This is a genomic window from Bradyrhizobium sp. USDA 4510 (assembly GCF_054059095.1).
In genome coordinates this window covers 7,311,441-7,337,919 of record NZ_JBSSBT010000001.1, presented here as the reverse complement: position 1 = coordinate 7,337,919, position 26,479 = coordinate 7,311,441, and the positions used below count along the sequence as shown (strand labels likewise).

Genomic DNA, 26,479 nt, shown 5'->3' with positions numbered 1-26,479 from the left:
TTCGTTTTAGCGCTTGACATCAATACGTACGTACGTATTAAATCCTGTCCATGCCAAAACCCTCTCTCCGCGATGCCATCCTCGACGCCGGCCTGACGGAAATGTTCCGGACCGGCTATCACGGCACCAGCGTGCGCGACGTCACCGCCGCCGCCGGCGCGCCGCAGGGCTCCTTCACCAACCATTTCCGCTCGAAGGAGCTGTTCGCATCCGAGGTGCTGGACCGCTACTTCGTCTATGTGCGCGGCCTCGTTGCCGAAGCGCTGGGCGACACGACGCTGACGCCGCGCGAAAGGCTGAGGAGCTATCTCGATCTGATCACCGGCAAGCTCGCGCATGACGGCTTCACCCGCGGCTGCCTGATCGGCGATTTCAGCCTCGAGGCGTCGGGCTCGAGCGAGATGCTGCGCGAGCAGCTCGACGACATCTTCCGGGAATGGCGCGCGCCGTTTGCGGCCTGCATCGCCGAGGCTCAGGCCACCGGCGAGATCGCCTCCGACTTCGATCCCGATCAGCTGGCCGATTTCCTGCTCGCATCCTGGCAGGGCGCGATGCTGCGCATGAAGGTCGAACGCAGCGAAGCGGCGCTGACGCGTTTCAAGACGATCGCATTCCAAACCGTGTTCAAGGAGTTGCCATGACCAGATCCCCCGATATCAGCCTGCATCATCGCGCCGTGCTTGGGTCTACGATGGCCTATCGCGAGACCGGCCGTAGCGACGCGCCGCACGTGCTGTTCCTGCACGGCAATCCGACGTCGTCCTACATCTGGCGCAACATCATGCCGCTGGTCGCCCCCGTCGGGCACTGCATCGCGCCCGACCTGATCGGCTACGGCCAGTCCGGCAAACCCGACATCGGCTATCGCTTCTTCGACCAGGCGGACTATCTCGATGCGCTGATCGACGAGCTGGGCATTGCCTCGGCCTATCTCGTCGCCCAGGATTGGGGCACGGCGCTCGCCTTCCACCTCGCGGCACGCCGTCCGCAACTGGTGCGCGGGCTCGCCTTCATGGAGTTCATCCGCCCGATGCGCGATTGGTCGGACTTCCACCAGCACGACGCCGCGCGGGAGACGTTCCGGAAATTCCGCACGCCGGGCGAGGGCGAAGCGATGATCCTCGACAACAATGCGTTCGTCGAACGCGTGCTGCCCGGCTCGATCCTGCGCACGCTCAGCGACGAGGAGATGGCTGCCTACCGCGCGCCGTTTGCGACGCGAGAGAGCCGCAAGCCGACCTTGATGCTGCCGCGCGAGCTGCCGATCGCCGGCGAGCCGGCCGATGTCGCCGAGGCGCTCACGGTGGCGCATGCGGCGCTCGCGGCATCGACCTATCCGAAGCTGCTGTTCGCGGCGACGCCCGGGGCGCTGGTGTCACCGGCCTTTGCCGCCGAATTCGCCAAGACGCTCAAGCATTGCGCGGTCATTCAACTCGGTGCGGGCGCGCACTATCTGCAGGAGGATCATCCGGAGGCGATCGGCCGTTCTGTGGCCGGCTGGATCGCCGGCGTCGAGGCCGCCTCCGCGCAGCGCCATGCCGCATGAGGGCACGGAGCGCGTGACATGAGGAATGTCTCCATCACCTATTGCCGGCCGTGCGGCTATGAGAAGCGTGCCAAAGAGGCCGCGGCGCTGTTGCGCGAGCGCGTCAGCGTCGATGCGACGCTGATCCCCGGCAAGGGCGGCATCTTCCAGGTCAAGCTCGGCGACGAGGTTGTCGCCAGGCGCACGAAGGGACATTTTCCCGATGCCGCCGAGATCGTCGCCGCGGTCACGGCCGCGCGGGATTGATGATCGGCGGAGCGCCTCCCGGCGGGTACGGAAGATCATTCTCTATTCGGCCGTGCCGGTACTTCACCGTAGTTTTCCGGATGGCCTTGCGGACCGTTCGGCGGGCTAACTGCCGCACGCGCATGTCAAGTCTTGTCGAAGGCGGCGGGAAACGCGCATATTTGTGCACCCGCTGTCATGAATCATCCGTAATATCTTGAAGATGCGCGTTTTATTGTCTTTTGACGAATTCCACTCCGGTTTAAAACGCGCTACACGGGCCAGGGCACAGCGAAGCGCCGGCGGAGATCGCCCGGGAGCCGTCGTCGCGGGATCGCAATTCGAGGTCTAGATGCTGGAAGCAATACGCAGGGCGATGGCGTTTCTGCGCCAGAAGCAAATCCTGCATCGGCTGGGTGTTGTCATCAGCATCGCCGTCATCGGCATCGCCTGCTACGTCCTTTATCACATGCTGCGCGGCATCGACACCAACGAGGTGCTCGAGGCCATCAAGAGCACCGAGCCGCGGCAGATTGCCCTGGCGGGACTGTTCGTCGCGGCGGGCTACTTCACGTTGACCTTCTACGATCTGTTCGCGGTGCGCGCGATCGGCCACGCCCATGTGCCCTATCGCATCAACGCGCTCGCGGCCTTCACCTCCTATTCGATCGGCCACAATGTCGGCGCCAGCGTCTTCACCGGCGGCGCGGTGCGCTACCGGATCTATTCGGCGTGGGGGTTGAATGCGATCGACGTCGCCAAGATCTGCTTTCTTGCCGGGCTCACCTTCTGGCTCGGCAATGCCGCGGTGCTCGGGCTCGGCATCGCCTACCACCCGGAGGCGGCCGCCAACATCGACCAGCTGCCGCCCTGGCTCAACCGGGCGCTGGCATTCGCGATCATCACCGCGCTGGTCGCCTATGTGGTCTGGGTCTGGACCCAGCCGCGGGTGGTCGGCCGCGGCCCCTGGACGGTGACCCTGCCGGGCGGCCCGCTGACGCTGCTGCAGATCGCGATCGGCATCCTCGACCTCGGCTTCTGCGCGCTGGCGATGTACGTGCTGGTGCCGGACGAGCCAAATCTCGGCTTCGTCGTGGTCGCCGTCATCTTCGTGTCGGCGACCCTGCTCGGCTTCGCCAGCCACTCCCCCGGCGGCCTCGGGGTGTTCGACGCCGCTATGCTGGTCGGCCTCTGGCAGATGGACCGCGAGGACCTGCTCGGCGGTATGCTGCTGTTCCGGCTGCTCTACTATATTGCGCCGTTCGTCATATCTGTAATCTTGCTGACGTTTCGGGAGGTTATTGTCGGCGCCCGACTCAAACGGCTGCCGCAGGCTGATTCGGGTCCCCGCGCCGAGCCGCACCATGAGGCGGTTCTGGTTCGCAAGCGCGGTGACTCCGGGGTCTGATGAAGCGGCCCGATGCCTCCCGAGGGAAGGTCGCTATGACCGCGCCTGGGCGAGACATGAACCGACGGGATGAAAGCCGCCGCGATGGCAATTGACGATTCGCATTCCTCCATCTTCTCGCCCTGGCCCGACCGGTTGCGCCACTCCGCGCTGATCCTGCTTGCCGCAGCGCTGGCCTTGAGCGTGGTGGTCGCGCTCGGCGAATTGTCGCTGGTGCGCGCCTGCGCCGTGTTCGTCTGCATCGCGGCCGCGGCGCTGGTGCCGTGGCGGCTGCATGATGCCGGAACCTCGCGCGAGGATGTCCGCGGCGTCAATCCGGTCGAGGCCGCCGCCGTCAGCGCGGTCGTCGCCGGCATGCCGGATCCGGCCGTATTGCTCGATCGCGCCGGCCGCGTCATCCATCTCAACGCCGCAGCGGCGCAGCTCGCGCCTGCGCTGCGCAAGAACGAACTGGCGCAATTTGCCCTGCGCTCGCCGGAGATCATCACCGCGCTGCGCGAGGCGATCGCGACCACCGAGCCACGCCGCGCCACCTACACCGACCACGTTCCGGTCGATCGCTGGATGGAACTGGTGATCACGCCGGTGCCGGTGCCGACCCAGTTCGGCGGCACCGAGAAGTGCATGCTGATGACCTTCCACGACCTGACGCCGCTGCGCCGGGTCGAGGAGATGCGAGCCGACTTCGTCGCCAATGCCAGCCACGAGCTGCGCACGCCGCTCGCCGCCTTGTCCGGCTTCATCGACACGCTGCAGGGGCCGGCGCGCGAGGACGCGCGGGCGCGGGAGCGCTTCCTCGGCATCATGCACACCCAGGCGACCCGCATGGCGCGGCTGATCGACGATTTGCTGTCGCTGTCGCGGGTCGAGTTGTCGGCCCATGTGCGGCCCGAGGCCTCGATCGACATCGTGCCGATCATCCGCCAGGTCGCCGACGGGCTCGAGGCACTGGCCAGCGAGCGCCAGGTCGAGATCGAGGTCGACCTGCCTCAGGCTCCGGTCATGATCGCCGGCGACCGCGAGGAACTGCTCCGCCTGTTCGAGAACCTGATCGAGAATGCCCTCAAATACGGCGCCTCAGGGGGGCGCGTCATAGTGTCGCTGAATCAGGCCGTTTCGGGTGCATCGGGCGAAGGGGCCCCCGAAATCCGTGTCATGGTACGGGATTTCGGCCCCGGCATCGCCCCCGAGCACCTGCCGCGGCTGACCGAGCGCTTCTACCGGGTCGACGTCGGCGACAGCCGCAACCAGGGCGGAACGGGCCTCGGATTATCGTTGGTGAAACATATTCTTAACCGTCATCGCGGGCGTCTTTTGATCGAGAGCGTGCCGAAGAACGGGGCCACTTTTACCGCCTGTTTTCCCCGGCCGAAGACCCCGTTACCAACTCAAAGCTAAGCGTTTTCAGAAGCTTAGTACTGTCATCCAACTGTCATCCAACCTTCGTAAAAGCAGCACCGACCGCTCCTAGATGGACCGGCGTGAGCGCGATCGGGCGCATTCGGCGCTTCGCTCACTGGATGGAGACCACCCATGAATTTCATCAAAGCAATCGTCGCAGCCGGCGTGATCGCCGCTTCGACGTCGGCCTTCGCTGCCGATATTACCGGCGCGGGCGCGACGTTTCCGTTCCCGATCTATTCGAAGTGGGCTGACGCCTACAAGAAGGAGACCGGCAACGGTCTGAACTACCAGTCGATCGGCTCCGGCGCCGGCATCAAGCAGATCCAGGCCAAGACCGTGACCTTCGGCGCCACCGACGCGCCGCTCAAGCACGAGCAACTCGAGAAGGACGGCCTCGTCCAGTGGCCGATGGTGATGGGCGCGATCGTCCCGGTCGTGAACCTCGAAGGCATCAAGCCGGGTGACCTGATCCTGTCGGGCGAAGTGCTCGGCGACATCTATCTCGGCAAGATCACCAAGTGGAATGACGCGGCGATCGCCAAGCTCAATCCGAAGCTGACCCTGCCGGGCGATGCCATCACCGTCGTGCGCCGTTCGGACGGTTCGGGCACCACCTTCAACTTCACCGACTATCTCTCCAAGTCGAACGCCGACTGGAAGTCCAAGGTCGGTTCCGGCACCGCGGTCGAATGGCCGGTCGGCGTCGGCGCCAAGGGCAACGAAGGCGTTGCCGGCAACATCAGCCAGACCAAGAACGCTATCGGCTATGTCGAGTATGCCTACGCCAAGCAGAACAAGCTGACCTACACCGGGCTGGTCAACAAGGCCGGCAAGACCGTGCAGCCGACCATGGCTGCCTTCCAGGCTGCCGCCTCGAATGCCGACTGGGCCAAGGCTCCCGGCTACTACGTGATACTGACCGACCAGCCGGGCGAAGCCTCCTGGCCGATCACCGCGGCGACCTTCATCCTGATGCACAAGGACTCGACCGACAAGGCGGCCTCGCAGGAAGCGCTCAAGTTCTTCAAGTACGCCTTCGAGAAGGGCGACAAGGCGGCCGAAGAGCTCGACTACATCCCGATGCCGGACTCGGTCGTCAAGCTGATCGAGAAGACCTGGTCGTCGGACATCAAGAGCTAAGTCCGACGCTGCGACAGGGCCTGTGCCGACTCGATCGCGGCACAGGTCGAGCGACCAAGACCCGGTCTCCATCACTGCGGCAACAAGCGCGGGATCGAGGCCGGGGTTCGCGCCTCAAGGGGCGTGGCTGGAACGACGGCGCCCGGCCAAATGCGTCAGTGAAGATCGCTTCGGGGCGTAGCGGTTTGCGTGGCTTTTGCATACTAAAGAGGGGATTGGCGTGGCAGACATGGCTGTTCAGAGCGATGTGATGGAAGCCGCGGGACCTTACGATCGCGCCAAGGCCCTCAGCGCCTTCAAGCTCGGTGACCTCACCTTCTATTGGATCACCCGCATCTCGGCGATTTCGGTTCTGTTGATCCTCGGCGGCATCATCCTGTCGCTGATCGTCGGCGCCTGGCCGGCGATGAAGGAATACGGCATCGCCTTCCTCTGGACGCAGCGCTGGGCACCCTCGGCCGATCCGCCGGTGCTCGGCGCGCTCGGCCCGATCTACGGCACCCTGATCACCTCGGTCATCGCGATGCTGATCGCCATTCCGGTCGGCATCGGCATCGCCGTGTTCCTCACCGAGCTCTGCCCGCAAATGCTGCGCCGCCCGATCGGCATCGCGATCGAGCTGCTCGCCGGCATCCCCTCGATCATCTACGGCATGTGGGGCTTCTTCGTGCTCGGCCCGTTCCTGGCCAACACGTTCCAGCCCTTCATGATCCGGATCTTCGAGGGCGTCCCGGTGCTGGGCGCGGTGTTCGCAGGCCCGCCGTCCTATCTCAGCCTGTTCAACGCCGCGCTGATCCTTGCGATCATGGTGCTGCCCTTCATCACCGCGATCTCGGTCGACGTGTTCAAGACCGTGCCGCCGGTGCTGAAAGAGGCCGCCTACGGCATGGGCTGCACCACCTGGGAAGTCGTCCGCAGCGTCGTGATCCCCTACACCCGCGTCGGCGTGATCGGCGGCATCATGCTGGCGCTCGGCCGCGCCCTCGGCGAGACCATGGCGGTGACCTTCATCATCGGCAACTCGTTCCGGATCTCGTCGTCGATCTTCGCGCCGGGCACCACGATCTCGGCGGCGATCGCCAGCGAATTCGCCGAGAGCGACGGCCTGCACCAGTCCGGCCTGATCCTGCTCGGCCTGCTGTTGTTCGTGCTGACCTTCTTCGTGCTCGCCGGCGCGCGGCTGATGCTGATGCGGCTTGAAAAGAAGGCGGGGAAGTAACGCCATGAACCCGATCTACAAATCCCGCCGCCGCAGCGACATCGTCATCCGCGCACTCTGTGTCGGCGCGGCGCTGTTCGGCGTTACCTGGCTGGCGCTGATCCTGATCACGCTGCTCTATAACGGCCTTGCCGGCCTCAGCGTGCAGCTGTTCACCCAGAACACGCCGCCGCCCGGCTCGACCGAAGGCGGCTTGCTCAACGCCATCGTCGGCTCGGTCATCATGACCGTGATCGGCGTCGGCATCGGCGCGCCGCTTGGCCTGTTCGCCGGCACCTACCTCGCCGAATACGGCAAGCACGACAAGCTGACCTCGGTGATCCGCTTCATCAACGACATCCTGCTCAGCGCGCCCTCGATCATCATCGGCCTGTTCATCTATGGTGCGGTGGTGGTGCCGATGCGCGGCTTCTCGGCGATCGCAGGCAGCCTTGCGCTCGCGGTGATCGTGATCCCGGTCGTGCTGCGCACCACCGAGGACATGCTGCTCTTGGTGCCCAATCCGCTGCGCGAGGCCGCCTCCGCGCTCGGCCTGCCGCGTTCGCTGGTGATCAAGCGGATCGCTTATCGTGCCGCGCGATCGGGTCTGATCACCGGTGTGCTGCTGGCGACCGCCCGCGTCGCCGGCGAGACCGCGCCGCTGCTGTTCACCGCGCTGTCGAACCAGTTCTTCAGCCTGGATCTGACCAAGACGATGGCCAACCTGCCAGTGACCATCAACAACTTCGTGCAGAGCCCCTACGCCTACTGGAAAGAGCTGGCGTGGAGCGGCGCGCTGCTCATCACATTCACCGTGCTCGCGTTGAATATCGGCGCGCGTATCCTTGGTGCCGAAAGGGCCGCAAAATGACCGAGCTTTCCGTCTCCACGACTGCCGCAGGCCACATTCCCCAGGTTCCGCTGCCGGAAGCGCCGCCGAAAGTCACGGTGCGCAACCTCAACTTCTATTACGGCGAGCACCACGCGCTGAAGAACATCAACCTGGCGCTCGGCACCAACCGCGTCACGGCGTTCATCGGCCCGTCCGGCTGCGGCAAGTCGACCCTGCTGCGCATTTTCAACCGGATGTACGACCTGTATCCGGGTCAGCGCGCGGTCGGCCAGCTGATGCTGGACCAGACCAACATTCTCGACCCCAAGCTCGACCTCAACTTGCTGCGCGCGCGGGTCGGCATGGTGTTCCAGAAGCCGACGCCGTTCCCGATGACGATCTACGAGAACATCGCCTTCGGCATCCGCCTCTATGAGAAGATCTCGAAGTCCGAGATGGACGACCGGGTCGAGAAGGCGCTGCGCGGCGGCGCGCTGTGGAACGAGGTCAAGGACAAGCTGAACGCCTCCGGCCTGTCGCTCTCCGGCGGCCAGCAGCAGCGCCTGTGCATCGCGCGCACCGTGGCGGTGCGTCCCGAGGTGATCCTGTTCGACGAGCCGTGCTCGGCGCTCGACCCGATCTCGACCGCCAAGGTCGAGGAGCTGATCCAGGAGCTCTCCGAGGACTACACGATCGCGATCGTCACCCACAACATGCAGCAGGCGGCGCGCGTCTCCGATAAGACCGCCTTCATGTATCTCGGCGAGCTGATCGAGTTCGACGACACCAACAAGATATTCACCTCACCGAGCGATCGGCGCACCCAGGACTACATCACCGGCCGGTTCGGTTGACCGGCGCATGATCCGGAAAAGTGGAAACCGGTTTTCCGATCAGGTCATGCTAAAATTCAGGACACGAAACCATGATCCCCGGGATCATGGTTGAGGGAGACAAGCGATGGCTTCTGAACATACCGCCAAGGCATTCGACAGCGACCTGCAGGAGTTGACTCGCCTGGTCGCCGAGATGGGCGGCCTGGTCGAACGGATGATTACCGAGTCGGTCGACGCGCTGATCCGTCGCGACGTCGCGCTCGGCAAGCGCGTGGTCGCCGCCGACATCGAGATCGACAATCTGCAGCGCAACATCGAAGAGCGGGCGGTGCTGACGATCGCCCGCCGCCAGCCGATGGCGATCGATCTGCGTGAGATCGTCAGCGCGATGCGCGTCGCCACCGACCTCGAGCGGATCGGCGACCTCGCCAAGAACATGGGCAAGCGCGTCGCGGCGCTGGAGAGCGATTTCCAGCCGCTGAAGCTGATCCGCGGCCTCGAGCACATGACCGACCTCGTGCTGTCGCAGGTCAAGTCGGTGCTCGACGCCTATGCCGCGCACGACCTGCCGGCGGCGATGAACGTCTGGAAGGGCGACGAGGAGGTCGATGCGATCTGCACCTCGCTGTTCCGCGAACTGCTCACCTACATGATGGAAGATCCGCGCAACATCTCGTTCTGCATCCATCTGATGTTCTGCGCCAAGAACATCGAGCGGATCGGCGATCACGCCACCAATATCGCCGAGACCGTGTTCTACATGATCGAGGGCCAGCAGATCACCGACAAGCGCCCGAAGGGCGACATGACCACTTTTGCCACCACGGTGCCGGGCAACTGAGGCATGATCGGCAAGCACGGAACCGGCAAGAGCGAAACTGGATGATCCTCGCGACAAATCGTTTCCGCGGGGACTATGCTCAAGGAAGTAAGCGTTTCGGTTTGCGTCTGGGCAACGGATCACCACAGAGAAAGAACTTAAACCGATGAGCGCACGCATTCTGGTAGTCGAAGACGAGGAAGCGCTGACGACGCTGTTGCGCTACAATCTCGATGCGGAAGGCTACGATGTCGAGACGGTGGGGCGCGGCGACGATGCGGATACAAGGCTGAAGGAGCGCGTTCCCGACCTCGTGGTGCTGGACTGGATGCTGCCGGGCCTGTCCGGCATCGAACTGTGCCGCCGCCTGCGGGCGCGGCCCGAGACCAAGCAGCTTCCGATCATCATGCTGACCGCGCGCGGCGAGGAAAGCGAGCGCGTGCGCGGGCTTGCCACCGGCGCGGACGATTACATCGTCAAGCCGTTCTCGGTGCCGGAGCTGCTGGCGCGGGTGAAGGGCCTGTTGCGCCGCGCCAGCCCGGAGCGGCTTGCGACCGTGCTGACCTACGGCGACATCGAGCTCGACCGCGAGAAGCGCCGCGTGGCGCGCTCGGGCCGTCCGATCGATCTCGGGCCGACCGAGTATCGCCTGCTCGAATTCTTCCTTGAGCATCCCGGCCGCGTGTTCAGCCGCGAGCAATTGCTCGACAGCGTCTGGGGCCGCGACATCTACATCGATGAGCGCACCGTCGACGTGCATATCGGCCGCCTGCGCAAGCTGCTCAATCCGGGCCGCGAGCAGGATCCGATCCGCACTGTGCGCGGCGCCGGCTACGCGCTCGACGACCGCTTTGCCAAGGCCGAGCCGCAGCCGTAACGGCCATGCGGCATTCATAAACCGCAACACGGCGTCGTCCCGGCGAAACCCGGGACCCATACGCTGCGGCCAGCGCAATCGGCACGCGGCCAGACGGCTTTCTAACAACACCCATTCGTGGTTATGGGTCCCGGCCTGCGCCGGGACGACGCTGGTGATATAGCCGGGCTGGGTCACACAAAAAAATCCCCGCTTTCGCGGGGATTTGTCTTTGAGGTCTTCCGTCGTTTTCCCGAGTGCTCACTTGATCTGCGGTTTCGCCGACGGCCGGCGGCGATCGGCGGCGGGCTGGTAGGCGACGCGCGAGTGATGCGCGCAATAGGGCAGGCCGCCGAGCGCTTTGCCGCCGCAGAAGAAGAATTCCGGGCTCGAGGGATCGCCGACCGGCCAGTGACAGGTGGCCTCGTTGAGCTCGAGCAGCGACAGCCGCTGGCTCATCGGCACCACATTGTCGTAGGAGATCGGATCGGGCTCCATCTCGGCCTCGAAGGCGTGCGCCAGCGCGGTGTTGCCGCGCGAGACCGGGCGCGCCACCCGCATCATGTGCTGGGCGGGGCGGGCCTTGCGCTGCCGCGGCGCGGCCGTGGAGGGTGCCTTGGCGCGGCCGGAGAGGCCGAGCCGATGCACTTTGCCGATCACGGCGTTTCGCGTCACATTGCCAAGTTCCGCCGCGATCTGGCTGGCCGACAGGCCGGACTCCCAGAGCTTCTTCAGCTGCTCGACGCGATCGTCGGACCAGGTCAATACAGTCATCGCATTCTTCCCTTCGCGTAGCGCCGGCCAATCATTGGAGCGGCGCTGCGAGCCAATCTGGACAAATATCCCTGCGGCCAGAATCCCTTAGCCCTCGCCGGGCACGGTGTTGCGCCCGAACGTTTACGCGAGACACAAAGGCTACTTAGAGGGTCCAGTACCGCCGCACGAGATGTCGTACCCGACAGGCCAAACGCTACAATATGGCGTGACTCTGGCGCAAGAGTCCGCGGTCGTGCGTCCACATGTTCCCACACAGTTAAGCATCGCGATGAGGCTTTTCCACCGCACCGGAATGCTCCGGATTGCGCTCGTTTCGCATTGCAGGAAGGCCACTTCGTGGCGATTGACACTTACCGACCGCAGCATAGAATGCCCGCCACGTGCCGCCCGCAAAGGCGGCCGTTTTGTTTTCCGAAGCTGGCCGTTGCTGCGCTGGCGTCAAGGCGCGCGGCAATTGTCGGCTTAAAAACCGTCAGTGATCGTCATGACCAACGCTGCCACGTCGCATCTGCTCCCCGTCTTCGCCAGGGTCGATCTCGGTTTCGAGCGCGGTGAGGGCGCCTGGCTGATCGCAACCAACGGCGACCGCTATCTCGATTTCACCTCGGGCGTCGCGGTCAACGCGCTCGGGCACGCGCATCCGCATCTCGTCAAGGCGCTGCAGGAACAGGCGACCAAGCTCTGGCACATGTCGAACCTGTTCAAGAGCCCGGACGGCGAGGTGCTTGCCGCGCGGCTGTGCGAGCAGAGCTTTGCCGACTTCGTGTTCTTCTGCAATTCCGGCGCGGAAGCGATGGAGGGCGTGATCAAGCTGGTCCGCCACTATCACTTCTCCAAGGGCCATGGCGAGCGCTACCGCATCATCACCTTCGAGGGCGCCTTCCACGGCCGCACGCTGGGCACGCTGGCGGCGACCGGCTCGGCGAAATATCTCGAGGGCTTCGGCCCGCCGATGGACGGCTTCGACCAGGTGCCGCATGGCGACATCGACGCGGTGAAGAAGGCGATCGGTCCGCACACCGCCGGCATCCTGATCGAGCCGGTGCAGGGCGAGGGCGGCGTGCGCTCGGCGCCACAGGCGTTCTTCAAGGCACTGCGCGCGCTGTGCGACGAGCACGGCCTGCTGCTCGCCTTCGACGAGGTGCAGACCGGCATGGGCCGAACCGGCGAGCTGTTCGCCTACAAGCGCACCGGCGTCACGCCGGACGTGATGTCGCTGGCCAAGGCGCTCGGGGGCGGTTTCCCGATCGGCGCGGTGCTGGCGACCGCGCAGGCCGCGGCCGGCATGGCGCCCGGCTCGCACGGCTCGACCTTCGGCGGCAATCCGCTCGCGGTCGCCGCCGCCAATGCCGTGCTCGACGTCATGCTGAAACCCGGCTTCTTCGAGCATGTGCAGAAGATGTCGCTGCTGCTCAAGCAGAAGCTCGCCTCCGTCGTCGACCGCTATCCCGGCGTGCTGTCGGAGGTACGCGGCGAGGGGCTGTTGATCGGCGTCAAGGCCGTGGTGCCGTCGGGCGACCTGATCGCAGCGCTGCGCAGCGAGAAGCTGCTCACCGTCGGCGCAGGCGACAATGTGGTGCGGTTCCTGGCGCCGCTGATCGTGACCGAGTCCGAGATCGACCAGTCGATCACCGCGCTCGAGCGCGCCTGCGCGACATTGTCGGTGGCGCAGCCGAAGAAGGCGGCTGGATAATGAGCAAGCCGGTCCGTCACTTCCTCGATATCAACGAGCTGCCGCTCGGCGAACTGCGCAACATGCTGTCCGCCGGAGCCGCCATGAAGGCGAAGCTGAAGGCGCATGAGAAGGGCAGGAAGCCGCTCGAAGGCAAGACGCTGGCGATGATCTTCGAGCGCCCGTCGACCCGCACAAGGGTGTCGTTCGACGTGGGCATGCGCCAGCTCGGCGGTGAATCCATCATGCTGACCGGCGCCGAGATGCAGCTCGGCCGCGGCGAGACCATCGCCGACACCGCGCGCGTGCTGTCGCGCTATGTCGATGCGATCATGATCCGCATCCTCAACCATGACGCGCTGCTCGAGCTCGCGGCTCACGCCACCGTTCCCGTCATCAACGGCCTGACCCGGCGTTCGCATCCCTGCCAGGTGATGGCCGACCTCATGACCTATGAGGAAAACCGCGGCTCGATCGAGGGCAAGACCGTGGCCTGGACCGGCGACGACAACAACGTGCTGGCCTCCTGGGCGCATGCCGCCGAGCGGTTCAAGTTCCAGCTCAATGTTGCGACCCCGCCGGAGCTGTCGCCGAAGAAGCCGATGCGCGACTGGATCAAGGCGACCGGCGCGCCGATCATGCTCGGCACCGATCCGGAAGCCGCCGTGCGCGGCGCCGACTGCGTCGTCACCGACACCTGGGTGTCGATGGGCGACAAGGAGGGCGAGCACCGCCACAACGTGCTGCGGCCCTATCAGGTCAATGCCAAGCTGATGTCGCTCGCCAAGCCGGACGCACTGTTCATGCACTGCCTGCCCGCGCATCGCGGCGAGGAGGTCACCGACGAGGTGATCGACGGGCCGCAATCCGTGGTGTTCGACGAGGCGGAAAACCGCCTGCATGCGCAGAAGGGCATTCTGGCCTGGTGTTTCGACGCGGTCGCGTAGTCGGAGATCAGTAAGCGTTGTCGTCCCGGGCAAGCGAAGCGCGACCCCGGACCCATAACCATCGCTGTCAATCGTTGCGAAGGCTGGGGCACCAGCTTGATGCAAGCAACTCACATCGGTGGTTATGGGTCCCTGCTTTCGCATGCTTTCGCAGGGACGACGGAAACATCCGCGTTAGTGAACCCCTTTATTTCATGGTCCGAGACCCCAGATAGAGCGCCATGGTTTCACAATCCCCCGACATCAAAATCACGCCCGAGGCGCCGGTTCGCGCGCCCTCAGCGGTTCCGGTCGACGATGCCGTGCTGGCATTCGAGGTCGGCGCGCTGGACCTGCGCGGCCGGCTGACCCGGCTCGGCCCCGCGCTCGACGAGATCCTGCACAAGCACGATTATCCGCCCGCGGTCGGCAAGCTGCTCGGCGAGGCGATCGTGCTGACCACGCTGCTCGGCTCGTCGGTCAAGTTCGAGGGCCGCTTCATCCTGCAGACCCGGACCGAAGGTCCGGTCTCGCTCCTGATCGTGGATTTCCAGGCGCCCGACCGGCTGCGCGCCTATGCGCGCTACGACGCATCGCGCCTCAAGAATGGCCAGAGCTCGGGCGAGCTGCTCGGCAAGGGCCACCTTGCGATGACCATCGATCAGGGCTCCAACACCAGCCGCTACCAGGGACTGGTCGCGCTCGACGGCGGCGGCCTGGAAGAGGCGGCCCACGAATATTTCCTGCGCTCGGAGCAGATTCCGACGCGGGTGCGGCTTGCGGTCGGCGAGGAGATGCGCGGCGGCGAGGGCGGCAAGCTGCACTGGCGTGCCGGCGGCATCCTGCTGCAATTCCTGCCCAAGGCGCCCGAGCGCGCCAAGCAGGCCGATCTGCATCCCGGCGATGCGCCGGAAGGCACGGCCACGCATAGCGTGCCGGACGATGACGCCTGGGTCGAGGGCCAGTCGCTGATCTCGACCGTCGAGGACGTCGAGCTGATCGATCCCGATCTGTCCGGCGAGCGGCTGCTCTATCGCCTGTTCCACGAACGTGGCGTGCGTGTCTTCAACCCGCAAACGCTGCGCGCGCAGTGCTCCTGCTCGCGCGACGCGGTGTCGTCGATGCTGAAGAGCTTTGCGCCGAACGACCGCGCCGAGATGGTCAAGGACGGCAAGGTCGTCGTGACCTGCGAGTTCTGCTCGTCGGTGTATGAATTCACTCCGCAGGAAGCCGGCGTGGAGTAGACGCGTTCGTCATCGTAGCCCGGATGAAGCGCAGCGAAATCCGGGGCCGCTCCAACCGCGGATGCACCTGCCCCGGATTGCGCTTCGCTCCATCCGGGCTACGCAGGCGTCAGTTCAGCACCCTTTTGCCGCCCGGGCTCGGGCTGTCCAGCGAAAATGTCGGCACGTCGATGTCGAAGCGCTCGCCGGCTTCGGTGACCATCTGATAGCTGCCGGTCATGAATCCGGAGGCGGTCGGCAGCGGCACGCCGCTGGTGTATTCGAAGCGTTCGCCGGGCGCGAGCACCGGCTGCTCGCCGACCACGCCCTCGCCGCGCACCTCCTGGCGGCGGCCGGTGGCGTCGGTGATGATCCAGTGCCGCGTCCGCAGCTGCACCGTATCCGGGCCCGAATTGACGATCACGATCTTGTACGACCAGAAATATTCGCGCCGGTCGACCGACGAGCGCTCCGGCATGAAGTTCGGCTCGACGGTGACTTCGATCTGGCGGGTAACGGCGCGGTACATGCGGCTCAATCCGATGGTCCTGGCGCATGGTCCGCTTTCGACCGGATCATGCTCAAACAGGGCGCTATCATAGCCAATTGAACCGCCGGAACCAATCGCCTGCCAGGCCGCGAAAGGGCGGGCTTGGAAAGCCGGATTTGGGGCGGCCCGTTCATCGCGGTTTCAACATAGTTCCGCTCTAAAGCGCGGCCGCATGCCGCCGCACTCCGTGCTTTGTCGGCAACTCGCGGACCGATATTATCTTTTCAGCACGGCGTGCGGGGCGTCCGCGGCCGACACGGTGTTTGATGAGCTCGATTGCCGATCCCATAGCCGGTTCGCCGGTGGCTGACGTCAAGGCCGAAGTAAAGGCAGAGGCCGAGGCGAAGGTTGCTGCGCCCGCGATCACGCTGCCGGCGACCGGCGAGCGCGAGCTCCGCCTCGATCTGTTCCGCGGGCTCGCGCTGTGGCTGATCTTCATCGATCATCTGCCGACCAATCTTCTGACCTGGCTGACGATCCGCAATTACGGCTTCTCCGACGCCACCGAGATCTTCATCTTCATCTCCGGCTACACCGCGGCCTTCGTCTACGGCCGCGCGATGCTGGAGGGCGGCTTCGTGATCGCGACCGCGCGCATCCTGCGCCGGGTCTGGCAGATCTACGTCGCGCACGTCTTCCTGTTCACGATCTTCCTCGCCGAGATCTCCTATGTCGCGACCTCGTTCGAGAACCCGCTCTACAGCGAGGAAATGGGGATCATGGACTTCCTCAAGCAGCCCGACGTCACCATCGTCCAGGCGCTGCTGCTGCGCTTCCGTCCCGTCAACATGGACGTGCTGCCGCTCTATATCGTGCTGATGCTGTTCCTGCCGCTGATCCTGTGGCTGATGAAGTGGAAGCCCGACGTCACGCTCGGTCTCTCGGTCGTGCTCTACGCGCTGACCTGGCAGTTCGACCTTTATCTCTCGGCCTATCCGAACGGCTTCTGGGCGTTCAATCCGTTCGCCTGGCAATTGCTGTTCGTGTTCGGCGCCTGGTGCGCGCTCGGCGGGGCGCGGCGGATGTCGCGGATCCTGTCGTCGAACATCACGATGTGGATCTGCATCGTCTATCTGGTCGCGGCGTTCTTCGTGACCCTGACCTGGTACGTGCCGCAGCTCGGCCACATCATGCCGAAGGTGATCGAGCAGTGGATGTATCCGATCAACAAGACCGACCTGGACGTGTTGCGATTCGCGCACTTCCTGGCGCTCGCCGCGCTCACCGTGCGCTTCCTGCCCAAGGACTGGCCGGGCCTGAAATCGCCCTGGCTGCGACCTTTGATCCTGTGTGGCCAGCATTCGCTTGAGATATTCTGCCTCGGGGTCTTCCTCGCCTTCGCCGGTCACTTCGTGCTTGCCGAAGTATCTGGCGGTGCCGCACTGCACGCCTTGATCAGCGTCTGCGGCATCCTCATCATGTGCGGCATGGCGTGGATCATTTCGTGGTACAAGCACTCCGCCGACAAAGGCGCCTCGAAAAAAGGCGCCGCCGGCAACGCCGATCTGGCGGGAGGGGGAGCATGAAGTCCGCGCGGACGATGCTGGGCCTGACGCTGCTCGCAGCCTGCCTGACGGCCGGTTTGGCGGCGGCGCCCGCGTGCGCTGGCGACACCGCGGAGCCGCCCCCGCCGCCGCCCTGCGACGTGCCCGCCTATCTGCTTACGAGCGAGAGCTCGCTGCCCAAGGTCACCGACGCCATCAAGTCCAACCGGCCGCTCAACGTGCTGGTGGTCGGCAGCCGCTCCTCGACCATCCAGGGCAACGAGGCGAGCGCCTATCCGGCCACGCTGCAGGCGGCGCTGAAGGAAGCGTTGCCGTCGTCGACGATCGATCTATCCGTAGAATTACAGGGAAAGAGCACCGCCGAGGAGACCGCGGGAACTCTTGTTAAGCTTGTTGAAGCAAAAAAGCCTACTTTGGTTATCTGGCAGACCGGAACCGTCGATGCTATGCGAGCAATCGATCCCGACGATTTCCGTACCGCCATCAACGAAGGCGTTGTTGCGTTGCGGGACGCCGGGACCGACGTGGTGCTGGTCAATCTGCAATACAGCCCGCGTACGGAGACGATGATCTCTGCACCGCCCTATCTCGACAACATGAAGGTGGTGGCGCAGCAGCACGACGTTCCGCTGTTCGACCGGTTCGCGATTATGAAGCAGTGGAGCGACGCCGGATATTTTGACCTGTTCAGCACCTCGCATGGTGTCGATCTGGCCAAGAAGGTTCATGCCTGTCTCGGCCGCGCACTGGCGAAATTCGTGATCGATGCGGCCCATCTGGGCCCGGTGCAGCAGAATTAAGGAAGCAGAGTAAATGCGTTTTGCCTTCCCTTTTCGCGCTTCCGCAGGGCGAGGTCTCTGTGCCGTTGCGGTGCTGACGCTGCTCGCGGTCGCACCGTCGCGCGCGCAGACCGACCAGCATGCAGCGCTTTCGTCCGACGGCAAGACCGAGGCCGCAAAGCCTGATGCAACGCAGCCCGCTGCGACGGCTGACGCAACCAATCCGCCGCAACCCGGCGTCGCCGCGAAGGCGCTCGATAAGGTGAAGCAGGCCGCGAAATCCGCCAGCGACATCTTCCACCGCGTGCCCTGTCAGCAGCCCAAGGGCGTGCCGAACAGCACCGGTTCGCTGCCGCATGTCGCGGCCAAGCTCGCCGCCGGCAAGCCGGTCGTGATCATCGCATTCGGCTCGTCCTCGACCCAGGGCTATGGTTCGTCGGCGCCGGAATTCACCTATCCGAACCGGCTCGCCGGACAGTTGCGCCGGCAGTATCCGTCCGCCGACATCACCGTGCTCAATCGCGGCAAGGGCGGCGAGGACGCGCCCGAGATGATGAAGCGGCTGCAGACCGAAGTGATCGACGTCCATCCCGACATGGTGATCTGGCAGGTCGGCACCAACGCGGTGCTGCGCAACCTCGATCCGACCGAGACCGCCAGGCAGGTCGAGGACGGCGTGGCGCGCCTTCAGGCGTCCGGCGCCGACGTCGTGCTGGTCGATCCGCAATATTCGCCGCGCGTCACCGAGCGTCCCGAAAGCGCGCGCGGCATGGTGAAGCTGCTCGGCCGCATCGCCGCCCTGCGTCATGTCGGCATCTTCCCGCGCTTCGAGGTGATGCGCGACTGGCACGAGAAACAGGCGATCCCGATCACCGATTTCGTCATCGCCGACGGCCTGCACATGAACGACTGGGGCTATGCCTGCTTCGCCCAGCTGCTCGGCGACGACATCATCCGCTCGGTCGGCGCGATCAAGATCGGCGTCAACGTCCCCGCCGATGTGCGGACCTACCGGCCGATGTGATCGGGCTGCCCGGCCGCTCCAACCGTCATTGCGAACGAAGCGAAGCAATCCATTCGTCCGCTTGCGCTGATGGATGGATTGCTTCATCGCTTCGCTCCTCGCAATGACGGTTGAGGCGGTGCGCTCATTTCCATCACCGTCACCCTGAGGTGGCCGCTTCTTCAGCGGCCCTCGAAGGGTCGACGGCCCGACTTGGGGGGCCGTGCATCCTTCGAGGCTCGCTCCGCTCGCACCTCAGGATGACGGGACTGATACCCTCGCGGACTCTTGCCTCGACCATCTCGGCACTCACCACCAATCTTGACCTCGCCGCGGTAATCCGCTCCCTTGGCGCTTGCACCCAAGCCTTAAGGGAAACGCTCATGTCTTTCGTGCTGGCCATCGATCAGGGCACCACATCGTCGCGCGCCATGGTGTTTCGCGGCGACATCTCCATCGCCGCCGTCGCGCAGCAGGAGTTTCCGCAGCATTTCCCCGCCTCCGGCTGGGTCGAGCACGAGCCGGAGGACATCTGGACCTCGACCGTGATGGTGTGCCGCGAGGCGCTGGAGAAGGCCGGCCTCAAGGCGAAGGACATCGCCGCGATCGGCATCACCAACCAGCGCGAGACCACCGTGGTGTGGGACCGCGCCACCGGACAGGCCGTGCACCGCGCCATCGTCTGGCAGGACCGCCGCACCGCCGACATCTGCGCAAAACTCAAGGCCGAGGGCCATGAGTCGGTGATTTCGGCCAAGACCGGTCTGATCATCGATCCCTATTTCTCCGGCACCAAAGTCGCCTGGATCCTCGATCACGTGCCGGGCGCGCGCGAGCGCGCCGAGCGCGGCGAACTCTTGTTCGGCACCGTCGACTGCTATCTGCTGTGGCGGCTCACCGGCGGGAGAGTCCACGCCACCGACGCCACCAACGCCTCGCGCACGCTGCTGTTCAACATCCATACCGGCGCCTGGGACGATGACCTCATCAGGCTGCTGCGCGTACCGCGCTCGATGCTTCCCGAGGTGAAGGATTCCTCCGCCCGGTTCGGCGAGAGCACGGCGGACTTGTTCGGCGGCCCGATCGCGATCTCCGGGATTGCCGGCGACCAGCAGGCCGCGACCATCGGCCAAGCCTGCTTCGAGCCCGGCATGATGAAGTCGACCTACGGCACCGGCTGCTTCGCGCTGCTCAACACCGGCACCACGCCGGTGGCCTCGAAGAACAAGCTGCTCACCACCATCGCCTACCAGCTCGGCGGCCAGCGCACCTACGCGCTCGAGGGCTCGATCTTCGTCGCCGGCAGCGCGGTGCAGTGGCTGCGCGACGGGCTCGGCATCATCAAGCACGCCGCCGAGACCGGACCGCTTGCCGACAAATCGGACTCCATGCAGAGCGTCTACTTGGTGCCCGCCTTCGTCGGCATGGGCGCGCCGTACTGGAATCCGCGCGTGCGCGGCGCGCTGTTCGGGCTCACCCGCAACACCGGCCCGGCCGAGCTCGCGCATGCGACGCTGGAGAGCGTCTGCTACCAGACCTTCGATCTGTGGGCCGCGATGCGCACCGACTGGCCGGAGGCCAACGCCGCCAACACCGTGCTGCGCGTCGACGGCGGCATGACCGCCTCGGACTGGACCATGCAGCGGCTCGCCGATCTGCTCAACGCCCCGGTCGACCGCCCGATGATCCAGGAGACCACCGCACTCGGGGCTGCCTATCTCGCCGGCCTCGATGCCGGCGTCTATCCGGAGCCCGCCAAGTTCGCCGACAATTGGCGGCTCGAGCACCGCTTCCGGCCGGCGATGAGCCAGGCGACGCGCGAGCGCAAGCTCGCCGGCTGGGCCCGCGCCGTGAAGGGCGTGCTGGCGAGCGACGAGGGGGAATGATGAACTGATGCTGCGGCAAGCTCGCTGCACCTCTCCCGCTAGCGGGGTCAAGACGAGCGAAGCTCGCTCTTAGGTCGTAGTGCATCATCAGATGCGCTACGGGTGGGGTCTCTTTCCACACCAAGCAAGCGGCGACGCTACGGCTGCCGCTCAATCTCGCCAAGTGTGCGCAATAATCAATAACAACCATCGGAGAACAACATGAACACGGATCTCAACCGCGTCGCCAAGCTACTCACTGCCGCACTCTGCGCCGCAATACTTGTTGCACCCGCCACCGCGCGCGAGAAGCCGAGCCCGCTCGTCGCGGCGCGCGAGGTCAAGACCGACGTCGCCGGGCTGAAGGCGCCGGGGCAGATCCTGGTCGATGTCTGGGGCATCCCGCACATCTATGCCGGCAACGAGCACGACCTGTTCTTCCTGCAAGGCTTCAACGCCGCGCGCGATCGGCTCTGGCAGATCGATCTCTGGCGCAAGCGCGGGCTCGGCCTCTTGGCGAAGGATTTCGGCCCTGCCTATGCCGAGCAGGACAAGGCGCTGCGTCTGTTCCTCTATCGCGGCGACATGAATGCGGAATGGGCCGCCTATGGCCCGAAGGCGAAATCCTATGCGGAGGCGTTCGTCGCCGGCGTCAACGCCTATGTCGCCGACGTCCAGGCGGGCAAGCGCGCGCTACCGATCGAGTTCAGGATCGCAGGCACGATGCCGGATTTGTGGTCGGCAGAGGATGTCGTGCGCGTCCGCAGCCATGGCCTGACCCGCAACGTCGCCTCCGAGGTGAAGCGCTCGCGGGTCGCCTGCGCTGCCGGCCTCGATGCCGATCGTTTCCGCGTCAAGCTGGAGCCCACCTGGACCACCAGGATCCCCGATGGGCTCGATCCCTGCAGCGTGCCGAAGGCGGTGCTCGCCGCCTACGATCTTGCCACGCGGCCGGTGAAGTTCGCCGCGCCGAAGGACCAGAAGGCGGCGCTGGCGCATGATCCCGACACCTACCTCGCCGAGGCCGACCAGCAGCGCGACACCATCGGCTCCAACAACTGGGTGATCGCGGCATCGCGCACCGCGACCGGACGTCCGATCCTCGCCAACGATCCGCATCGCGAGCACTCGGTGCCGTCGCTGCGCTACATCGTCGGCCTCAACGCGCCCGGCATCTCCGTGATCGGCGCCGGCGAGCCGGCGCTGCCGGGCATCTCGATCGGCCACAACGACACCATCGCGTTCGGGCTGACCATCTTCAACGTCGATCAGGAAGACCTCTACGTCTACGAGCTCAACCCCGACAATCCGAACCAGTACCGCTACGGCAGCGGCTGGGAGGACATGCGGATCGTGCATGAGAAGGAAGCGGTGAAGGGCGAGGCCGACCGCGATCTCGAGCTGAAGTTCACCCGCCACGGCCCGGTGATCTTCGTCGACGCCGACAACAAGCATGCGTTCGCCGTGCGCTCGATCTGGTTCGAGCCGGGCACCTCGGCCTATTTCGGCTCGTCCGACTACATGACGGCGAAGAATTGGAACGGCTTCCTCGGCGCGATGCGGCGCTGGGGCGCGCCGTCGGAGAACCAGGTCTATGCCGACACGTCAGGCAATATCGGCTGGGTCGCCGCCGGCAAGACGCCGCGCCGCGCCAGTTTCGACGGCCTGATGCCGGTGCCCGGCGACGGCCGCTATGAGTGGCAGGGCTTTCTGTCGCTCGACGAGTTGCCGAAGCTGTATCAGCCGAAGCAGGGCTTTATCGCCACCGCCAACCAGATGAACCTGCCGGCGGATTATCCGGTGGGTGAGCGCAGGGTCGGATTCGAATGGGCCGACAGCGCGCGCTGGCAGCGCATCACCGAGGTGCTGCAGGCCAACAGCAAGGTGACGCTGGCGGACGCGATGGCGCTGCAGAACGACGACACCGGCATGCTCGCGCGGCGCCTCGTCGCGCTGCTGAAGCCGCTCACGTCGGATGATGCGAACGTCGGGAAGGGCCTCGATCTGCTCAAGGCGTGGGATGCGCGTGATGCGGCCGATAGCGCGGCCGCCGCGGTCTATGAGGTGTGGATCGCAAACCATCTCGGGCCGGTGCTGCTCAAGACCACCGCGCCGAAGGCAGCCGAGCTGATTGCGCCGGAGGCCTCCAGCATCTCCGCCATTGTCGGCTATCTCGAAAAGCCGGACGTGGCGCTCGGCAGCGATCCATCAGCCGAGCGCGACCGCTTGCTGCGCGACAGCCTCGGCGAGGCGGTCGCCGATGTTGCCGACAAGCTAGGTCCCGATGCGTCGACCTGGCGCTGGGGCCGGCTGCATGTTGCGCAATTCAATCACGCGCTGATGCCGCTCGCCGACAAGGCGACCGCGGCGCAGATGCAGGTCGGCCCGCTCGCCTTTGGCGGCGCCGCCAACGTGCCGCGCGCCGCCACCTATCGCCGCTCCGACTATCATCTGATCTCCGGCGCTTCATTCCGCATGGTGCTCGATGTCGGCAATTGGGATGCGAGCCGCGCCGTCAACACGCCGGGCCAATCCGGCGATCCCTTCAGCGGCCACTACCGCGACCTCGCGCCGCTATGGGCGACGGGCCAGTATGTGCCGCTGCTCTACAGCCGGCCGGCGGTGGAAGCCGCAACCGCGGAAGCGATCACGCTGACGCCGAGGTGAGGGGGCGGTCACCCAAAACTCCACTGTCGTCCCGGGCAAGCTCCGCGCGACCCGGGACCCATAACCACAAATGCCGATTGTCTTGCGATGTTGGGGCCGCAGCGTGCCTTATCAACTCAACCCTGTGGCAATGGGTCCCGGCCTTCGCCCATAGGCGCTAAAATAGGATTTGCGCCTTGGATTCGTTTGTGATTCCAAGATGGAATGGCACACGAATCGCTTGTGAACAAAGATTGGGCGCGCGTTGTCGCCCGACTTGGCGGAGCCGAGGCTCTGAACATTAGCGCGCGCAAGACGAAGGCGTTTGTCCGTCCGCGGGAGATCAGCAATGCGGTCGACTTGCTGCGCCTGATCTTGGCTTATTGCCTTGGTGAGAAAGGGCTGCGGTTGACGGCGGCATGGGCCACGTCGGTTGGGCTTGTCGATATCTCCAACGTGGCTCTGTTGTATCGCTTACGTCAGTGCGGAGATTGGCTGGCAATCTTGGTCGAGCAGGCGCTTGCCGACGCGGCGCCGAAGGCGATCCGCGGTCGTCTGATCCGTATTGTTGACGCCACGACGGTCCCCAAGGCTGGGACGAGCGGCAGGAACAAGAACGCAGTGTGGCGTATCCATAGCGCGTTCGATCTTCCGCAGGAGCGCTTTGGTCACTTCGAACTGACCGATCAGCGAGCGGGCGAGACGCTGGATCGGATACCGGCGGTTGCCGGTGAGATCCGTCTTGCCGATCGCGCCTATCTGCAACCGGAGCGCATGGCGCATCTCGTCGATGCCGATGCAGACTTCGTGATCCGGGCCGGCTGGAAGAGCGCGCGCTGGCTCGATGCCGAAGGTAATCTTGTTGACCTCACTGCCGAACTGCGCAACGCCTCGGCGCGTGGCCTGATCGATCGGCCGATTTGGATAAAGCGCAAGTCAGGTGCGCCGCCGCTCGCAGTGCGTCTGGTTGCCGCGAAGAAGCCGGCGCAAGCTGCTGCGGCTGCGCGACGCAAGGCGCGCCGGACTGCACAAAAGGGAGGTCATCAGCTCTCCAGGCAAACACTTGACGCCGCAGATTGGGTGATCCTGGTGACCTCACTCAGGCCAGAGGACTTCACGACTGCAGATATCCTCGCCCTCTATCGGCTGCGATGGCGCATTGAGCTCGGCTTCAAGCGGCTGAAAAGCCTGATTGGCCTGAAGGGACCTCCCGGAACCGACGAGCGGTCCGCCAGACCCCATATCCTCGCTCATCTGCTGATCATTCTATTGCTCGAGCCGCTCGTCGACGAACTCGAAGACTCTCCCCGCTTGGCCGACGCCGCCTGACCCACCCAGTGACGTGGCGTCTGCTGCGCCAGCTCGTCGCTTCGCTACGGCAAGCGATCATTCCACAGCCCGCAATCGCTCTACTCTGCAGAGCCAGTCACGCTCTCCGGCGACATCTACGCGAGCCACCCAGACATAAGCGCCACTATCAGACTATGATCAAACTATCTTAGCGCCTATGGGCCTTCGCCGGGACGACACCCGAGTGTTCGGCACTGCCGTAGCCGCAACCGCGGACGCGATCACGCTGACGCCGAGGTGCGGAGGCGAGTGCGTCTCATCGGCTGCGCCACAAACTCCGCCGTCGTCCCGGCGAAGGCCGGGACCCATAACCACGAATGCCAATTGTCCTGCGATGTTGGGGCCGCAGCAGCGTCGTTCAACAACGTAGTCCTGTGGTAATGGGTCCCGGCCTTCGCCGGGACGACGTCAAACGTGTGGCGAGCACCGCGCTCACTTTTCCTGCTTCTCCTGAAAGCGGAAGCGCGACCCTGGATTCATCCATGCGAATGCCGACGCGGACTGCGGCGGCCAGCCACTATTCACTTCGTGCCATCAACGCGGCGGCGCATCTGGATCACTACAAGTTGACGTTTGCGATTTGCGCACGGACTTCCCGCAACACTGTGCGCGGGCGTCCAAGAAGCGTTGGCTTCTGCCTGTTAGTCTGACCGATCGTGATCGCCGCCGGCCTGTGACGGTTCTCACATCCGGCGCGAGCACGCATTTTCTGGAAGCGATTGAAAGCTCAGCTGGTTACTTCACAGGAGCTGACCATGACGAAAACTATTCTTGTTTCGATCGCAGTTGTTTGTCTGTCCACGGCGGCACTCGCCGATGCACGCACGGCACAACACCGGACCCACCAGCGTCTCGTGATGGGTACCGCACTGAGTCCTGCCGTGCTCAATGCCAACGCCAGTCTCAATGGCGATGTCAGCGACCGCGCGATGCGCATACGGAGTCTTCGCGAGTCCGGCTACAACCCGAAGAACGATTTCGACGCCAACGGCAACGTATGGGTCGGCAACTAACCGGGTACGGGAGGGCCTGGGGAGCCCTCCCTCAAAGCGCGTTCAAACTGGTTTATCCCGCTCGTTGGACCTGGCCGCTCGAATGAGCAGCGGTGGATGCGCTTATTACCTCGTCTGCTTCTCCTGACCAGGCATTGCGCGCAGCGTTGCATTGCATCCGCGGCGACGTGCGGTTATGTCCCGCCGACAGCCTGCAAACAGAGGTCGCGATGCTGCTGCCCAACGGTTACTCCGACATCCCCCATGGCAAGATCGCTGCCGTCGTCACCCATCTGGAAATGACCGCGCTTCCGCCGCTGCGCGACGATCCGCCCGGCGCGTGGCGCCTGCGCAAGGTCGATCGGCCAGCGCTCGACTGGTATCGCGATATCTATCGCCGGGTCGGCGAGGAGTGGCTGTGGTTCACCCGCACCGGGCTCGATGATTCCGATCTCGCCTCGAGGATCCACGGCCCCGGCAACGAGCTCTACGGGCTGGCCGTCGACGGCCAGGATGAGGGCCTGCTCGAACTCGATTTCAGCGTGGCCGGCGAATGCCAGCTGCTCTATTTCGGCGTCACCGCAAAATTCATCGGCACCGGCGCCGCGCGCTTCCTGATGAACCGCGCGCTCGAGATTGCCTGGTCACGCGACGTCAGCCGCGTCTGGGTGCACACCTGCACCTTCGACCATCCCTCGGCCGTCGCATTCTACCAGCGCTCCGGCTTCCGTCCGTTCCTGCGGCAGATCGAGGTGGCGGATGATCCGAGGCTCGACGGCAAATTGCCGCGCGATGCGGCGAGGCACGTGCCGGTGATTGGGTAGCTCGCCTAACGGACCGGATCAGGATCCGGTTGCAATGCGGCGCGGCCCATCTACGATGGTGCAAAGTGCAACCTTTGTCCCCGGCATTCGCACACTTCGAAA

Annotated in this window: 24 protein-coding genes; 22 read left to right on the top strand and 2 right to left on the bottom strand. The window is 64.9% G+C overall.

The window, feature by feature from the left end; genetic code table 11:
- Positions 1 to 50 precede the first annotated feature (50 nt).
- From ACVMDN_RS34200 to phoB, 11 genes are all read left to right on the top strand, one after another.
- The gene (locus ACVMDN_RS34200) at positions 51 to 641 is read left to right on the top strand and encodes a TetR/AcrR family transcriptional regulator (protein ID WP_141339766.1); all 591 of its coding nucleotides are present in this window, start codon (positions 51 to 53) and stop codon (positions 639 to 641) included.
- The gene (locus tag ACVMDN_RS34195; protein WP_141339765.1) at positions 638 to 1,546 is read left to right on the top strand and encodes a haloalkane dehalogenase; all 909 of its coding nucleotides are present in this window, start codon (positions 638 to 640) and stop codon (positions 1,544 to 1,546) included. The genes ACVMDN_RS34200 and ACVMDN_RS34195 overlap by 4 nt, the downstream gene beginning before the upstream one ends.
- An 18-nt stretch (positions 1,547 to 1,564) precedes the next feature.
- Positions 1,565 to 1,792, top strand: a complete 228-nt coding sequence (locus ACVMDN_RS34190) for a SelT/SelW/SelH family protein (protein ID WP_456834687.1) — start codon at positions 1,565 to 1,567, stop codon at positions 1,790 to 1,792.
- 331 nt (positions 1,793 to 2,123) lie between these two features.
- Positions 2,124 to 3,179 carry a putative bifunctional lysylphosphatidylglycerol flippase/synthetase gene (locus tag ACVMDN_RS34185; RefSeq protein ID WP_026192163.1) on the top strand — a complete coding sequence of 352 codons (1,056 nt, stop codon included), beginning with the start codon at positions 2,124 to 2,126 and terminating at the stop codon, positions 3,177 to 3,179.
- Between the two features lie 84 nt (positions 3,180 to 3,263).
- Entirely contained in the window at positions 3,264 to 4,577 is a 1,314-nt protein-coding gene (locus ACVMDN_RS34180; protein WP_057019526.1) for an ATP-binding protein, read from the top strand.
- A gap of 135 nt (positions 4,578 to 4,712) precedes the next feature.
- Positions 4,713 to 5,723 carry a phosphate ABC transporter substrate-binding protein PstS gene (pstS, locus tag ACVMDN_RS34175; protein ID WP_076830985.1) on the top strand — a complete coding sequence of 337 codons (1,011 nt, stop codon included), beginning with the start codon at positions 4,713 to 4,715 and terminating at the stop codon, positions 5,721 to 5,723.
- A gap of 229 nt (positions 5,724 to 5,952) precedes the next feature.
- A complete protein-coding gene (pstC, locus tag ACVMDN_RS34170) occupies positions 5,953 to 6,942 on the top strand; it encodes a phosphate ABC transporter permease subunit PstC (RefSeq protein ID WP_076830982.1) in 990 nt (329 codons plus the stop codon).
- Between the two features lie 4 nt (positions 6,943 to 6,946).
- Positions 6,947 to 7,792 carry a phosphate ABC transporter permease PstA gene (gene pstA, locus ACVMDN_RS34165; protein ID WP_050386784.1) on the top strand — a complete coding sequence of 282 codons (846 nt, stop codon included), beginning with the start codon at positions 6,947 to 6,949 and terminating at the stop codon, positions 7,790 to 7,792.
- Positions 7,789 to 8,607, top strand: coding sequence for a phosphate ABC transporter ATP-binding protein PstB (gene pstB / locus ACVMDN_RS34160; protein WP_076830980.1), 819 nt, complete (start codon positions 7,789 to 7,791; stop codon positions 8,605 to 8,607). The genes pstA and pstB overlap by 4 nt, the downstream gene beginning before the upstream one ends.
- Before the next feature lie 106 nt (positions 8,608 to 8,713).
- A complete protein-coding gene (gene phoU / locus ACVMDN_RS34155) occupies positions 8,714 to 9,430 on the top strand; it encodes a phosphate signaling complex protein PhoU (RefSeq protein WP_016844066.1) in 717 nt (238 codons plus the stop codon).
- A 145-nt stretch (positions 9,431 to 9,575) separates the two neighbouring features.
- Complete coding sequence (gene phoB / locus ACVMDN_RS34150) at positions 9,576 to 10,286, top strand: phosphate regulon transcriptional regulator PhoB (protein WP_016844067.1); 711 nt, start codon at positions 9,576 to 9,578, stop codon at positions 10,284 to 10,286.
- 240 nt (positions 10,287 to 10,526) lie between these two features.
- On the opposite strand, the gene ACVMDN_RS34145 is transcribed toward phoB, so the two are convergent.
- On the bottom strand, positions 10,527 to 11,039 hold the full coding sequence (locus tag ACVMDN_RS34145; protein ID WP_076830977.1) for a GcrA family cell cycle regulator: 513 nt from the start codon (positions 11,037 to 11,039) through the stop codon (positions 10,527 to 10,529).
- A gap of 487 nt (positions 11,040 to 11,526) precedes the next feature.
- Here ACVMDN_RS34145 and ACVMDN_RS34140 point away from each other — a divergent pair, with 487 nt between their 5' ends.
- The 3 genes from ACVMDN_RS34140 to ACVMDN_RS34130 all read left to right on the top strand — a co-directional run bounded on the left by ACVMDN_RS34140 (position 11,527) and on the right by ACVMDN_RS34130 (position 14,884).
- Positions 11,527 to 12,735, top strand: a complete 1,209-nt coding sequence (locus tag ACVMDN_RS34140; protein WP_076831076.1) for an aspartate aminotransferase family protein — start codon at positions 11,527 to 11,529, stop codon at positions 12,733 to 12,735.
- Entirely contained in the window at positions 12,735 to 13,661 is a 927-nt protein-coding gene (argF, locus tag ACVMDN_RS34135; protein ID WP_028342316.1) for an ornithine carbamoyltransferase, read from the top strand. The genes ACVMDN_RS34140 and argF overlap by 1 nt, the downstream gene beginning before the upstream one ends.
- 221 nt (positions 13,662 to 13,882) lie before the next feature.
- The gene (locus ACVMDN_RS34130) at positions 13,883 to 14,884 is read left to right on the top strand and encodes an Hsp33 family molecular chaperone (RefSeq protein ID WP_076830974.1); all 1,002 of its coding nucleotides are present in this window, start codon (positions 13,883 to 13,885) and stop codon (positions 14,882 to 14,884) included.
- Between the two features lie 109 nt (positions 14,885 to 14,993).
- On the opposite strand, the gene apaG is transcribed toward ACVMDN_RS34130, so the two are convergent.
- On the bottom strand, positions 14,994 to 15,392 hold the full coding sequence (gene apaG, locus ACVMDN_RS34125; protein WP_076830971.1) for a Co2+/Mg2+ efflux protein ApaG: 399 nt from the start codon (positions 15,390 to 15,392) through the stop codon (positions 14,994 to 14,996).
- A gap of 287 nt (positions 15,393 to 15,679) precedes the next feature.
- Here apaG and ACVMDN_RS34120 point away from each other — a divergent pair, with 287 nt between their 5' ends.
- The 8 genes from ACVMDN_RS34120 to ACVMDN_RS34085 all read left to right on the top strand — a co-directional run bounded on the left by ACVMDN_RS34120 (position 15,680) and on the right by ACVMDN_RS34085 (position 26,377).
- Positions 15,680 to 16,939 (top strand): OpgC domain-containing protein, encoded by a 1,260-nt coding sequence (locus tag ACVMDN_RS34120; protein WP_076830969.1) that lies wholly within the window; start codon positions 15,680 to 15,682, stop codon positions 16,937 to 16,939.
- On the top strand, positions 16,936 to 17,718 hold the full coding sequence (locus ACVMDN_RS34115) for an SGNH/GDSL hydrolase family protein (RefSeq protein WP_141339786.1): 783 nt from the start codon (positions 16,936 to 16,938) through the stop codon (positions 17,716 to 17,718). Before ACVMDN_RS34120 ends, ACVMDN_RS34115 begins: the two co-directional genes overlap by 4 nt.
- A 13-nt stretch (positions 17,719 to 17,731) precedes the next feature.
- Positions 17,732 to 18,721: an SGNH/GDSL hydrolase family protein gene (locus ACVMDN_RS34110; protein WP_076830966.1), complete on the top strand. Its 990-nt coding sequence runs from the start codon at positions 17,732 to 17,734 to the stop codon at positions 18,719 to 18,721.
- A gap of 362 nt (positions 18,722 to 19,083) precedes the next feature.
- Positions 19,084 to 20,586, top strand: a complete 1,503-nt coding sequence (gene glpK, locus ACVMDN_RS34105) for a glycerol kinase GlpK (RefSeq protein ID WP_076830963.1) — start codon at positions 19,084 to 19,086, stop codon at positions 20,584 to 20,586.
- 201 nt (positions 20,587 to 20,787) lie between these two features.
- The gene (locus ACVMDN_RS34100; protein WP_076830960.1) at positions 20,788 to 23,232 is read left to right on the top strand and encodes a penicillin acylase family protein; all 2,445 of its coding nucleotides are present in this window, start codon (positions 20,788 to 20,790) and stop codon (positions 23,230 to 23,232) included.
- A gap of 222 nt (positions 23,233 to 23,454) precedes the next feature.
- Positions 23,455 to 24,540: an IS4 family transposase gene (locus ACVMDN_RS34095; RefSeq protein ID WP_253587271.1), complete on the top strand. Its 1,086-nt coding sequence runs from the start codon at positions 23,455 to 23,457 to the stop codon at positions 24,538 to 24,540.
- A 776-nt stretch (positions 24,541 to 25,316) separates the two neighbouring features.
- On the top strand, positions 25,317 to 25,574 hold the full coding sequence (locus ACVMDN_RS34090; protein WP_141339761.1) for a hypothetical protein: 258 nt from the start codon (positions 25,317 to 25,319) through the stop codon (positions 25,572 to 25,574).
- Between the two features lie 209 nt (positions 25,575 to 25,783).
- Complete coding sequence (locus ACVMDN_RS34085) at positions 25,784 to 26,377, top strand: GNAT family N-acetyltransferase (protein ID WP_076830957.1); 594 nt, start codon at positions 25,784 to 25,786, stop codon at positions 26,375 to 26,377.
- Positions 26,378 to 26,479: the final 102 nt, after the last annotated feature.